The sequence below is a fragment of the Pseudidiomarina xizangensis genome, from assembly GCF_052541995.1.
The window spans coordinates 1,442,530-1,455,355 of record NZ_JBOBQA010000001.1; the positions used below are offsets into that span (position 1 = coordinate 1,442,530).

A 12,826-nucleotide genomic window follows, 5' to 3' on the forward strand; every position below is an offset into this window, starting at 1 on the left:
TAAAAACACCTGTATATACTCACAGTATTACTGTATGAATAAACAGGTATAAACATGCGACCTTTAACGCCTAGACAACAAGAAATTCTTGATTTAATCAAAGACACGATCGAAGTGACAGGCATGCCGCCAACACGCGCTGAAATTGCCACACGGTTGGGTTTTCGTTCAGCTAACTCGGCAGAAGAACATTTGAAAGCGCTAGCGAAAAAAGGCGTGATTGAAATGTTACCGGGAATGTCTCGCGGCTTACGCCTCATTGGTGTGAACGATGAGGATATTCCCGAAGGCTTACCTTTGATTGGGCAGGTCGCTGCAGGGGAGCCCATTTTGGCGCAACAACACATTGAAAGCCATTTTCAAGTCGATCAAAACCTGTTTCGCCCTCACGCAGACTTCCTTCTACGCGTGAATGGCATGAGCATGAAAGATATAGGAATTTTGGATGGCGACATGCTCGCTGTGCACAAAACACATGAAGCACGCAATGGTCAAATCATTGTGGCACGTGTTGAAGATGACGTAACAGTTAAGCGTTTCGAAAGAAAAGGAAATTTGATTCTACTGCATCCAGAAAATGAAGAATTTTCACCTATCCAAGTCGACCTGACGCAACAGTACTTCACCATTGAAGGCTTGGCGGTCGGCGTGATTCGAAATGGAGCCTGGCTATGAGATACAACTACCCACATGCAAGTCGCGAACTTGCGATAAACACACTGGCCTTTAATGAGGCTAACGCTTTGTGCACCGAAGACTTTGCGGGCCTGATGCCACGCATTCAATCACTCGCGCTGCGCACCAAGCAATGGGTAACTGTCATTGGCGGAAGCCGAGAGGCTATTCAGCAACTTGTAAATGCAGGCGTCAGTCGCTCGCGAATTCGTTGGGTTGCCGGCCGCGATGCTGATCAACGAGAGTGGGCGACAGAGCAAGCATTACTTGCAGGCACCAGCAGCGTTGTAGTCAGTTTTTTAGACGGCTTTTCGGCACCACGGGTTGCCCAACGCTTGAAAATGGCGACCAAAGTTAGCCAAACCCATAGTTTCATTTTCCACAAACAATCTTCGCAATCCCCACTCCACTAATTGTGAAGGTTTCCCTGCAAGGCTGCTTCGGCAGCCTTTTTTTTCGCCGGAATCCAAAAAATGTTGACTTTGGCGGTGGCTTTTTCAGCTACTCATGGTATTTTGTTCCAGCAGCTTACTGCTAACACACTTAATAAAAATAACTATTGATACATAACAACAAAGGGTTAGTAGGAAAAGCGATTTTTCTTCAAAGAAATGTTGTTCCTTTTTCTGCTCCCCTCGTTGTTCTTCAGGCTCGCACTTCGGTGTATTCGCGGAATTGACCGCGTCGGAAGAATGAGAGGAGATGTCGCGTGAGTATTAGACTCATCACCGCGCTTACAGCAATGAGTCCCATCGCTGTGCAAGCGCAATCGCAGTTGAACCTAACTCAGGGTGTTACTGAGATTAGCCAACGCGTGTACGACTTACACATGACGATATTCTATATCTGTTGTGTGATTGGCGTCGTCGTGTTCGGTGCAATGTTCTGGTCCATGATTCGCCACCGCAAATCAAAGGGCCGGAAACCTGCCACCTTCCACGAAAACGTAAAAGTCGAAATTCTATGGACTGTGATTCCGTTTTTGATTCTGATTGGTATGGCTATTCCAGCCACCTCAACCTTGATTGCTATGGAAGATAGCTCCGAAGCCGAAGTCACAGTTCTGGTGACAGGTTCACAATGGAAATGGCACTACAAGTATTTCGAGAATGATATTGAGTACTTTAGTTTGCTTGCCACTCAGCGCCAACAAATCGAAAACAAGCTTGAGAAAGGCGAGAACTATTTGCTTGAAGTCGACCGTCCCCTTGTGATTCCAACTGACCGTAAAGTACGCTTCCTGATTACCTCAGATGACGTTATCCATTCTTGGTGGGTACCCGATTTCGCGGTGAAAAAAGACGCAAACCCTGGCTTTATTAACGAAGCTTGGACCAAGGTCAATGAACCCGGCATCTATCGCGGCCAGTGTGCTGAGCTTTGTGGCAAAGACCACGGCTTTATGCCAGTGGTTGTTATCGCCAAAGAGCCCGCCGAATATGACGCTTGGATTGCTGAGCAAGAAGCAATTCAACGCCAGGCCAAAGAAGAAGAACAACGCTTAATGGCTATGTCTATGGACATCGACGAGCTGATGGATCTCGGCGAGCAAGTTTACCTTGGTAGCTGTGCAGCCTGTCATCAGGGCAACGGTGAAGGTATTCCAGGCGTGTTCCCTGCATTGAAAGGCTCACCTATGGCGCTTAACGATATGCAAGGCCACATCGATATCGTTGTAAACGGCAAATCCGGCACCTCTATGCAGGCTTTTGGTAATCAGTTGAGCTTACGAGAACTTGCAGCGGTAATCACCTACGAGCGTAACGCTTGGGGTAACGATACCGGTGAGACCGTACAAGCCGCTGATATTAACGCTTTCATAAACGAATAAGGGAGACCTGACTATGAGCACAGTTGTTGGCGAGGTAGATCAGCACGACGATCATCACCACCATGCGCCGTCGGGTATTACCCGTTGGCTTTTCACTACGAACCACAAAGACATCGGTTCGATGTATCTATGGTTCAGTTTCATCATGTTCCTGGTTGGCGGTTCCATGGCGATGGTTATTCGCGCCGAACTGTTCCAGCCCGGACTACAGCTGGTTGAACCACACTTCTTTAATCAGATGACCACGGTACACGGTCTTATTATGGTATTCGGTGCAGTTATGCCGGCCTTCACAGGCTTAGCAAACTGGCTGATCCCAATGATGATCGGCGCGCCAGATATGGCTTTACCACGGATGAATAACTGGAGTTTCTGGATTCTGCCGTTCGCATTTGCCATTTTATTAGCGTCATTGTTTATGGAAGGTGGCGGTCCGGCATTTGGCTGGACCTTCTACGCTCCGTTATCGACCACCTATAGTAGTGACTCCACGGCGTTGTTCGTGTTCTCAGTGCACATTATGGGCATTTCATCGATTATGGGGGCGATTAACGTCATCGTAACCATTATGAATATGCGCGCCCCTGGCATGACCTATATGAAGATGCCGCTATTCGTGTGGACGTGGTTTATCACCGCCTTCCTGTTGATTGCAGTAATGCCTGTACTTGCCGGTGCGGTAACCATGGTCCTGACCGATAAATACTTTGGCACCAGCTTCTTTGATGCTGCAGGAGGTGGTGACCCAGTCATGTTCCAGCACATTTTCTGGTTCTTTGGTCACCCCGAAGTGTACATCATGATTTTGCCATCCTTTGGTATTGTTTCAGCGATTATTCCGACCTTCTCCCGTAAACCACTGTTTGGTTACGCATCGATGGTTTATGCCACTGCGGCAATTGCTGGGTTATCGTTCTTAGTGTGGGCGCACCACATGTTCACGACCGGGATGCCGGTATTCGCTGAACTCTTCTTTATGTACTGTACCATGCTGATTTCGGTACCGACCGGTGTCAAAGTCTTTAACTGGGTCGCCACCATGTGGCGTGGCGCCATCAGTTTTGAAACGCCGATGCTGTTCGCTTTAGCCTTCGTAATCCTGTTTACCATTGGTGGTTTCTCCGGCTTGATGTTGGCAATCACTCCGGTGGACTTTCAATACCACGACACCTATTTCGTCGTCGCGCATTTCCATTACGTTTTGGTTACCGGCGCGATCTTCTCCATTATGGCCGCAGCTTACTACTGGCTACCTAAGTGGACAGGACACATGTACGACGAAGGTTTGGCAAAACTGCATTTCTGGACCTCATTGATATCCGTAAACGTGCTGTTCTTCCCAATGCACTTTGCTGGCCTGGCGGGTATGCCGCGACGTATCCCAGACTACTCAATACAGTTTGCCGATATTAACCAGATCGTAAGTATTGGTGGCTTCGCGTTTGGTTTAGCGCAATTGATCTTCCTCTGGGTTGTTATCAAGTGTGTGAAAGGTGGCGAGAAAGCCGCTGCTAACCCGTGGGAAGCTGCTGAAGGATTGGAATGGACCATACCGTCACCGGCTCCGTACCACACCTTCGATACCCCACCTGAGGTGAAGTAACATGAGCGAGCAACAAGCGAAACCAGATAACACCCGCATCATCCGTCGACTACTGTTGACGGTAATCGGTATGTTTGCCTTCGGTTTCGCCTTGGTGCCACTGTACGACGTGTTCTGCGATCTAACTGGTTTTAATGGCCGCTTCACCGATGGTCAAGCGGCCGCGAACACCAAAACAGTGGATACTAGTCGAACCGTAAACGTGCAATTTATTACGCGTGTGAATCAAGGAATGCCATGGGGTTTCGAACCAGAGGTTCGCTCTGTACGAATTCATCCGGGCGAAACCAAAGTGGTTAATTTTCTGGCGAATAACCCCACGGGTAGCGATATGGTTGCACAAGCCATTCCCTCTGTGGCGCCAGGCGAAGCTTCGCTTTATTTAAACAAAGTCGAATGTTTCTGCTTCAACCAACAACCACTGGCAGCAGGTACGAAAACGGCAATGCCGATGCAGTTTTATCTCGATCCTGAAATTCCAAAACATATTCACACGGTTACCCTGTCATACACCATGTACGATATGACAGAGAACGCTACACCTGATGCACTGGCTGCGTTAACCAAGCCGGTGAACTGAGGATTTTTGCAATGGCAGAACAAAAACACGAAAAATACTATGTGCCAGCATCAAGTCCATGGCCTATCGTTGGTGCCATAGGTCTGGGGCTTATCGCCTTCGGCGCTGGACATACAGTCATCGACATGAGCAACGAGACCGACGGTTGGGGCCTGAACGTCCTACTTGCCGGTATTGCGGTCATTTTAGTGATGCTCTTTGGTTGGTTCCGTGACCAAATTAACGAGTCAATGTCGGGGCTTTACAGCAAACAGTTAGGGCACTCTTATCGCCAGGGTATGGCATGGTTTATCTTTTCAGAGATCATGTTTTTCGCAGCCTTCTTCGGCGCGCTTTTTTATGCGCGGGTGATTGCAGTCGAATGGCTCGGCGGCGCTGGTAACAACGCCATGACCAACGAAGTTCTTTGGCCGGACTTTGCAGCCATGTGGCCGCTAACCGAAACTCCGGGCGGAACCGAGTCTGGAGCTATGGGTTGGTTCGGCTTACCGCTTTACAACACCCTAATTCTTATTACTTCGTCATTCACCTGTCACTTTGCGCATGTCGGCCTTGAAAAAGGTAAACGTAAGCAACTGACGGCATGGCTCGGTATCACTATTGTCTTAGGTCTCATCTTCTTGTATTTGCAAGGCGCTGAGTATGTTCACGCTTACCAAGATCTTGGCTTAACACTAGATTCAGGTATTTATGGTAACACCTTCTACATGTTGACCGGTTTCCACGGTATGCACGTGACCTTAGGTACCATCATGCTGATTGTGATGTTCCTGCGCGTAGTGAAAGGCCATTTCACTCCAGAAAGTCACTTCGCATTCCAAGCGACAAGCTGGTATTGGCACTTTGTTGACGTGGTTTGGGTGTGCTTATTTATCTTTGTTTATATTCTTTAAGCAGATCTGCTGCTGCGACCTGCTGAGCTAAGCTCAGTACGGTCGCGGATTTGGCTCTAGCACACCAGTAGCCAATAACACCAAGATGATTAAAATAGCTAATGCCGAAGCACCCACGCGGCGACCAAGAAAGCGAGTCATCGATGGTTTGGTCGGATCATCACGCAGCATCGCTAATAGCGCGCGCATGAGATTAAAGACCATAAATAACATGAGTAACACCAAGATGACTTTTGCAGTAATAACCATTTTAAAATCCTATTTAGGTGAAAGCTGATGCGCCACGGCACCACATTAGCAACGCTTATCACTTTGCTGGCAATTGTCTTTTTGGTCAAGCTAGGATTTTGGCAACTTGAGCGGGCTGCCGAAAAACAGAAGTTGTTTGATGACTTTGCCGCCGCACAAACCGCATTTCAACCATTACCTCAAGACCCAAGCACCAGCGCTCGTTATACACCAGTTAAAGTCACCGGTACCTTTGCTGATTCTTATCTGTTGCTTGATAACAAAATTCATCAGGGTAACGCTGGCTATCATGTCATTGGTTTGCTTAATGCCAACGACCGTAGCGAACTGGTACCAGTTAATTTGGGTTGGGTTCCGGTAGGACCGGATCGTCGTAAATTACCTATGTTGGAACTTCCATCGACTGAACAAGAGGTTATCGGCTGGCTTTACCGCCCTGCGGAAGATGCCTTTACCCTGGCTGAGCAAATCGTCGAGCCAGGCCCTGCTCCATGGCGCGTGCAGCAGCTCGACTTTAATGCTATTGGCAGCGCGCTGGAGCTTCCCATTGCTAACTATCTAGTGCTACTCTCAGAAGCTGCAAGTTACGGCTGGCCACGTCAATGGCAACCCCAAGTGATGACGCCCGCTAAACATCAGGCTTACGCCCTGCAGTGGTTTTCGCTAGCAATTGCCTGCTTAGTCGTTTTTATATTCGCTCGACGTTCCATAACGAAAACAAAAAAGGAATGTGAATGACTTCTGTAAAAAAATCCCGTGCCACTTTTATTGGCGTGGTTTTGGCGTTTGCGCTGCCGGTGATTGGCGCAAAGTTTGTACTCGACCAAAGCTGGTATCAAGGTGCTGCGACGAATAAAGGCACAATGTTAGTGCCGCCTATCGAACTCAGTGATGAGTTACAAACTCGGCTACCTGAAGGCTGGCGGGTGGCACTGGTGGCTGACAATAACTGCGGAGCGCCTTGCGAACAGGGGCTGTATGCAATGAATCAACTTGATATTGCACTTGGCAAAGAAAGTAGTCGTGTGAAGCCTTTAGTTTTCAGCCGTCAGCAACTTGATTTCGATTTAACTCAAACCCCGATGGTCAAGTCGATCATTGCTCCTGAGTTCGTCGAAGCTTTTGCAAACTTGCCGCCTTACCGACTGTTCATCATTGACCCGCTTGGTAACGTAATGTTGCATTACGCAACCTATGGTGATGAAGAGGCGATGCGGACCGAAGCTAAAAACCTTTTATCTGATTTGCGCACGTTGTTGAAACTTTCACGAATTGGGTGATTTATGCGTACTCTCGTAAACTTAAGTTTAATTTTAGCCCTGATCGTGATCGTACTCGGCGCTTATACTCGTTTGACTGATGCTGGCTTAGGCTGTCCTGATTGGCCTGGCTGTTATGGTCACCTCAGCGTGCCGATGGACGCGGAAAAAGCTGCAGCCGCACAAGCACTGTTTCCCGATGCGCCGCTGGAACATGAAAAAGCCTGGAACGAAATGGTTCACCGTTACGCCGCCGGCACCCTCGGTCTGTTTATTCTCTTTATTGCCATCAGTGCGGTGGTGCGCGTTCGAAGACATGCTGAAACCCCTGTTAAGCTACCTATTCTGCTTCTTTTTCTGGTTATTTTTCAGGCCGCGCTAGGTATGTGGACAGTAACTCTGAATCTGCAGCCACTGGTGGTGATGGGACATTTACTCGGTGGTTTCACAACCTTATCGTTATTGTACTTGCTGCGATTACGGCTGAAACGCATCCACCTGCCTATGGGTGATCCAAAGGTTCGTAGTCTTTCAAGCTTTGCGCTGTTTGCCTTACTGGTGGTTATCGGTCAGATCGCACTTGGCGGTTGGGTCGCAGCCAACTATGCGGCATTAGCTTGTACCGATTTACCCATTTGTGAAGGTGATTGGCAGAGCCAGCTGGATATCGCTGGGGCGTTCTCAGTTCCTGAAGCGGTAACCTACCAGTATGGTGCCCATGATTATGCTGAACGTATGACCATGCATGTCGCTCACCGTATCGGTGCGATTCTGACGTTAATTGTAGTAGGCATCTTGCTCTTACGGGGGTATCGTATGGCACAATCAGCGGTGATTCGCACGAGCTTGACCTGGGTTAGCTTAACGCTGGTACTACAAATTGCACTGGGGCTCAGCAACATCGTATTCATGTTGCCGTTAAGTGTCGCCGTTGCCCATAACTTAGTTGGTGCATTATTACTACTAAGTTTGGTCGGTTTAAATTATAAACTCGTACGCCACGCCTAAAATAATAATAATCGCGTGCGAAAAGGAAGTAAGTTGTATGACAGAAATGACCTATAAAAGACATGCCCAATGGCGTGATTATTTAGAACTGACTAAGCCGCGCGTGGTGTTGCTACTGTTGCTTACCGCCCTCGTCGGTATTTGTTTGGCGAGTCCAACATGGGTGGGCTGGAATGTGGTGGTACCGGCTATGATTGGTATCGGCTTAATGTCTGGATCAGCCGCCGCCGTCAACCATTTAGTTGATCGCCACATTGATGCACAAATGGCGCGAACCTTGCGTCGTCCGTTACCTTCTGGGGTACTCTCACCACGCCATGTACTTAGCTTTGCTGCAGTTATTGGTGCACTTGGCTTTGCCGTACTTGCGCTGTGGGTCAACATGCTCACCGCATGGCTTACGTTAGCCAGCCTCGTTGGTTACGCCATCGTCTACACTATGTATTTGAAGCGCGCAACACCACAGAATATTGTCATCGGCGGATTAGCTGGTGCTGCACCGCCATTACTTGGCTGGACTGCGGTGACCAACGAGATACACCCCCATGCTATTTTATTAGTAATGATTGTTTTCACCTGGACGCCACCGCATTTTTGGGCATTGGCTGTGCACCGGGCGAAAGATTACGCCAAAGCCAACATACCCATGCTACCGGTAACCCACGGTATTGAATTCACCAAAACCTGCATCTTGCTGTACACTATTTTACTAGCGATTATTTGCCTGCTTCCCTATATCGTTGGTATGTCAGGGGTTATCTACCTGGTGGGGTCCAGCGTGTTGAGTATTTGGTTTTTAGGCTATGCCTGGAAGCTTAAGTTTTCCCCCACTAAACATACCGCGTATCGGATGTTCAGCTTCTCTATTTGGCAATTAATGGCGTTGTTTGTGCTATTGTTAGTAGACCATTATGTTGCTACGCCAGCGCTTTAAGCTTCAGCCAGGTAACAAGGACCAGAGGTTTTAAAAACTATGCAGAGATTATTATTCAGTGTCATCGCTATAGTGGCTTTAGTTGCCGGTGTCGTGATCTTTAACAGTTTGCCTCAGCCTGAACCACAAGCTCTGGTTTACGAGCCGCCAAGAGAAATGGAGCCCTTTATCTTAGAAGGGCACAATGGTGGACCCCTGACCAATCCGGATCTAACCGGCCAATGGACATTTCTATTTACCGGTTACACATCGTGTCCAGATATTTGCCCAACCACCATGGCCGATTTCAAGAAAGCATTACCGCAATTAGCTTCGGTGGCCAACACCCCAGTTAAGGTTTGGTTGATTAGCGTAGATCCACGTCGGGATACTCGTGAAAAACTTGAAGATTACACAACTTATTTTGGTACGGAATTTTTGGGCGTCCGCGCTGAACACAAGGATCTTTATCCGTTCGTAAACGGTTTGGGCCTGATGTACTCAATCCCTGATGAGGGCGAATTGGACTACCTTGTCAATCACAGTTCGGCCATTGTTTTGGTAAATCCTAACGGCCAACGCCATGCCATTTTCAAGGCCACTCAGACACCCGGTAAGCTACCAACAGTCAACATGACACAGATGGTTGAAGACTTTCAGCTCATCATCCAGCAGTACCAATACTAATCGGGCCATCGCCCCTGCTCATTAGGGCGCACTAACGGCACCGAATACCAATAAAAACGACCTTGTGCCGATTGACTCGGCACCGTGCAGTTGACCCGGGAACGACCTAGGGGTGGCTGTTGCAGCTCTAGGCTAAGCAGCCAAGTATCACGCTCTTTGGCTTGGCTAAGCTTTCGCCATTCAGGCCTGATCCGCTCTCCCTGATAAAAACAGTTCAGTCGCGCGTTCTCAAAATCACTCGAGCTAGTCACCGCAAGCTGTACTTCGACCATTGTGCTTGCATGCCCGATGACCATTTCGGTTGGTGCAATAGTGGTAGCCGGCAGCGGTAAGCTTAATAATTTGGTTTCTAAGGTCGACAAATCAGCGTACTGTGCGGACGCTGGGAAGCGCGGTATTTGCGTTAACGGCGTACTGGGGCCCCACGCCCCTGAATGCTGCCCAAAGGCAATAAAATCATGCTCTACCAGGAGCTGCGCCAGCTGCGAATTGAACTCACCATAGGGGTAGGCAAACTGTTTCGGCTGCTCGCCAGCAAGCGCTTTGTCCAACCGCTTTTGAGCGTCCACAATATCGAAGCGTTGCCGCTCCAACCATTCATTCTCAGTTTCGTGCTGCTGCCGCCACGTCATGTGTGCATGGCTGTTTGAATGATTGGCGATGGTCGCGCCATGGCTTTCCAGTTCCGCCAACTGAGCCCAATCCATATAGAGTCGCGGCGACTCCTCCATCAACTTAGGGTTCACAAAGATAGTGAACGGAAAACCATAGTCTTTGAAAATGTGCAGCGCGTTGTCATAAACATTGCGCCAGCCATCATCGAAGGTAATTGCCACCAATTTATCTGGTACAGGTTCAGAACTTGCCAGCAATCGCTGGGCGTCAACCAGTGACACCACCTTGAAATCGTTCTCTGCTAAAAACTGAAAGTGCGCAGCCAGTTCCTCGGCTGTTACTGAGGTCACCCGCGGTGTATCATCACCGACATGATGGTACTGCAGCACCACCACTCCATGCTGTGCAGCATAAGCTTCCGACGGGCTGAAAGGGAAACAGATGAGCCAAATCACGCCTAAAAGCAAACAACGCATTCTTGATCTCCAAAGTTTTTGGGGCTCGTGGTCAGCGCATCGGAAAATTTTTGCTATCGCTTTGCCGATGATCATTTCTAATATCGCTGCACCACTGCTGGGTCTCGTTGATACTGCCATAATAGGCCATCTGCCCGATGCGATCTACCTGAGCGCAGTAGCTCTTGGGGCAATGGTGGTGAGCTTTATTTTCTTACTGGCGATTTTCCTAAGGATGACCACGACCGGCGAAATCGCCCGCGCGTTCGGTCGCGAAGCGCCCGAAGAACAACGGCAGATCAGTTTGCATGCGTTAACCTTCGCAATTGCACTCGGCGTTATTCTATTTCTGCTAACGCCCCTTCTACTTGAGTTGGCATGGTGGCTCATAGCACCGAGCGACGATTTGCAAACTTACGCCAGCTCTTACATCAGCATTCGTATGTGGGCAGCTCCTGCAGCGCTCATTAACCTAGTCGTCTTAGGCGTGTTATTAGGCCGTCAACAAAGTCGTCGCGCAATGATACTGGTGATTTTCGCCAATGCCGTCAATGTCATCGCTGATGTTATTTTGATTATCGGGCTCGATATGAACGTCGCCGGTGCCGCCTGGGCCTCCGTAACCGCTGAGGTCAGCACTGCCTTACTCGGACTTTATCTGATTCGCAACGTGTTAAACCTGGGCCAGTCGTGGCTACTTCAACGGCGTTATTTCTCACGTTTTCTGGGTATGAATCGCGACGTTTTCCTACGCTCTTTAATACTGCAACTCTGTATGGCAACCATGACTGGCTATGCGGCACGATTCGGCGATATCTATGTTGCGGTCAATGCGGTACTAATGCAGTTCCTAATGTTGATTTCACTGGGTCTCGACGGTATTGCTTATGCGGTGGAGGCGCTTGCTGGAGCCGCTGTGGGTCGTCAACGCCGCGATGAAGTGAAGTACTGGCTACGATTGACACTGCTATGGTCGATACTTTTTTCAGTGGCCTACAGCCTGATATTCTGGCTTGCTGGCGATGGGGTTGTGCGTTTACTTACCGACCTGCCGCTGGTAATAAGCACCGCACAACAGTATTTGCCGTGGATATACGTACTGCCTTTGCTGGGTCATTGGAGCTATTATTTCGATGGTGTATTTATTGGCTTGGGTTACACCCGCGCCATGCGCGACACCATGGCGATAAGCGCGCTCGTGGTGTTTGTGCCACTTTGGCAATTCGCAGTGGTTTGGTTCAATAACGAAAATGCCAACCACGGATTGTGGTTGGCATTAAGTGCTTTTCTACTTGCTCGTGGCGTTAGCCAATGGCTCTACTTACGCTATTGGGCTAACCCATTTGCTCCAGCAACGACCTAACGCAAATGAATGCGCAACTAGTAGTACGAATGCTCGCCCGCCTGATGCTCAGTTGCATCTTTGACGCCTTTAAGTTCATCAGGGAAGCGTTGCAGAAGTTCTTTCTCGATGCCTTCCTTAAGCGTCACATCAACCATACTACAACCATTGCAACCACCACCGAACTGCAGAATAGCAACGCCATCATCGGTAATTTGGTTAATTGCGACATGGCCACCGTGACTGGCCAGTTGCGGATTGATTTCAGCTTGGATCATGTATTCGACCCGCTCGATTAACGGCGCATCATCATCAACCTTGCGCGCCTTCGCATTTGGTGCTTTTAGCGTAAGTTGCGAGCCCAACTCCTGTTCTTCAAAGTCGATAACTGCATCTTGTAAAAATGGCGCACTGCCGGAGTCTACCACCGCATCGAAACCTGAAAATGGTAAAGTTTCGTCATCCGGTTCAACTGAATCGGGCGGACAATACGACACGCCACACTCTGCGCTCGGGGTACCCGGGTTCACCACAAACACGCGGACATTGGTGTTATCCGGTTGCTCGGCAAGTAATTTGCGAAAATGCGCTTGGGCGCTTTCTGTAATACGAATCATGGGTTTACCACCTCACTGCTATACTTGAGTAATTTAGTAGGGTATATCTTATCGCAAAAATCAGTCATTGCATAGTAAGCAGCTTGGGGTTGAGCCTTT

The 12,826-nt window shown here is 48.9% G+C and carries 15 protein-coding genes; 12 read left to right on the forward strand and 3 right to left on the reverse strand.

Annotation, left to right across the window (positions count from 1 at the left end; all coding sequences use genetic code 11):
* Positions 1-54 precede the first annotated feature (54 nt).
* The 6 genes from lexA to ACQ5ES_RS06990 all read left to right on the forward strand — a co-directional run bounded on the left by lexA (position 55) and on the right by ACQ5ES_RS06990 (position 5,582).
* Positions 55-675, forward strand: a complete 621-nt coding sequence (gene lexA / locus ACQ5ES_RS06965) for a transcriptional repressor LexA (protein ID WP_445015203.1) — start codon at positions 55-57, stop codon at positions 673-675.
* Positions 672-1,088, forward strand: coding sequence for an SOS-response cell division inhibitor (locus tag ACQ5ES_RS06970; protein WP_445015204.1), 417 nt, complete (start codon positions 672-674; stop codon positions 1,086-1,088). Before lexA ends, ACQ5ES_RS06970 begins: the two co-directional genes overlap by 4 nt.
* Positions 1,089-1,417: 329 nt before the next feature.
* Entirely contained in the window at positions 1,418-2,506 is a 1,089-nt protein-coding gene (gene coxB, locus ACQ5ES_RS06975; RefSeq protein ID WP_445015420.1) for a cytochrome c oxidase subunit II, read from the forward strand.
* A gap of 13 nt (positions 2,507-2,519) precedes the next feature.
* Positions 2,520-4,109: a cytochrome c oxidase subunit I gene (gene ctaD / locus ACQ5ES_RS06980; RefSeq protein ID WP_445015205.1), complete on the forward strand. Its 1,590-nt coding sequence runs from the start codon at positions 2,520-2,522 to the stop codon at positions 4,107-4,109.
* 1 nt (position 4,110) lies between these two features.
* Positions 4,111-4,689, forward strand: coding sequence for a cytochrome c oxidase assembly protein (locus ACQ5ES_RS06985; RefSeq protein WP_445015206.1), 579 nt, complete (start codon positions 4,111-4,113; stop codon positions 4,687-4,689).
* Between the two features lie 11 nt (positions 4,690-4,700).
* Positions 4,701-5,582 (forward strand): cytochrome c oxidase subunit 3, encoded by an 882-nt coding sequence (locus ACQ5ES_RS06990; protein WP_445015207.1) that lies wholly within the window; start codon positions 4,701-4,703, stop codon positions 5,580-5,582.
* Between the two features lie 33 nt (positions 5,583-5,615).
* On the opposite strand, the gene ACQ5ES_RS06995 is transcribed toward ACQ5ES_RS06990, so the two are convergent.
* Positions 5,616-5,831, reverse strand: coding sequence for a DUF2909 domain-containing protein (locus tag ACQ5ES_RS06995; RefSeq protein ID WP_445015208.1), 216 nt, complete (start codon positions 5,829-5,831; stop codon positions 5,616-5,618).
* Between the two features lie 27 nt (positions 5,832-5,858).
* Between ACQ5ES_RS06995 and ACQ5ES_RS07000 the strand changes: the two genes are divergently transcribed.
* The 5 genes from ACQ5ES_RS07000 to ACQ5ES_RS07020 are packed head-to-tail and all read left to right on the forward strand — an operon-like array spanning position 5,859 to position 9,698.
* The gene (locus tag ACQ5ES_RS07000; protein WP_445015209.1) at positions 5,859-6,569 is read left to right on the forward strand and encodes an SURF1 family protein; all 711 of its coding nucleotides are present in this window, start codon (positions 5,859-5,861) and stop codon (positions 6,567-6,569) included.
* The gene (locus tag ACQ5ES_RS07005; protein WP_445015210.1) at positions 6,566-7,111 is read left to right on the forward strand and encodes a redox-active disulfide-containing membrane protein; all 546 of its coding nucleotides are present in this window, start codon (positions 6,566-6,568) and stop codon (positions 7,109-7,111) included. The genes ACQ5ES_RS07000 and ACQ5ES_RS07005 overlap by 4 nt, the downstream gene beginning before the upstream one ends.
* A gap of 3 nt (positions 7,112-7,114) precedes the next feature.
* Positions 7,115-8,098 (forward strand): COX15/CtaA family protein, encoded by a 984-nt coding sequence (locus ACQ5ES_RS07010; protein WP_445015211.1) that lies wholly within the window; start codon positions 7,115-7,117, stop codon positions 8,096-8,098.
* A gap of 37 nt (positions 8,099-8,135) precedes the next feature.
* On the forward strand, positions 8,136-9,032 hold the full coding sequence (gene cyoE, locus ACQ5ES_RS07015; RefSeq protein ID WP_445015212.1) for a heme o synthase: 897 nt from the start codon (positions 8,136-8,138) through the stop codon (positions 9,030-9,032).
* Positions 9,033-9,071: 39 nt separating this feature from the next.
* The gene (locus ACQ5ES_RS07020; protein WP_445015213.1) at positions 9,072-9,698 is read left to right on the forward strand and encodes an SCO family protein; all 627 of its coding nucleotides are present in this window, start codon (positions 9,072-9,074) and stop codon (positions 9,696-9,698) included.
* Here ACQ5ES_RS07020 and ACQ5ES_RS07025 read toward each other — a convergent pair.
* Positions 9,695-10,789: a polysaccharide deacetylase family protein gene (locus ACQ5ES_RS07025; protein ID WP_445015214.1), complete on the reverse strand. Its 1,095-nt coding sequence runs from the start codon at positions 10,787-10,789 to the stop codon at positions 9,695-9,697. The genes ACQ5ES_RS07020 and ACQ5ES_RS07025 overlap by 4 nt on opposite strands.
* On the opposite strand from ACQ5ES_RS07025, the gene ACQ5ES_RS07030 reads away from it, so the two are divergent.
* Complete coding sequence (locus tag ACQ5ES_RS07030) at positions 10,755-12,131, forward strand: MATE family efflux transporter (protein WP_445015215.1); 1,377 nt, start codon at positions 10,755-10,757, stop codon at positions 12,129-12,131. The genes ACQ5ES_RS07025 and ACQ5ES_RS07030 overlap by 35 nt on opposite strands.
* A gap of 17 nt (positions 12,132-12,148) precedes the next feature.
* Here the strand turns inward: ACQ5ES_RS07030 and nfuA are convergent, their stop codons facing one another.
* Positions 12,149-12,727: a Fe-S biogenesis protein NfuA gene (gene nfuA / locus ACQ5ES_RS07035; protein WP_445015216.1), complete on the reverse strand. Its 579-nt coding sequence runs from the start codon at positions 12,725-12,727 to the stop codon at positions 12,149-12,151.
* Positions 12,728-12,826: the final 99 nt, after the last annotated feature.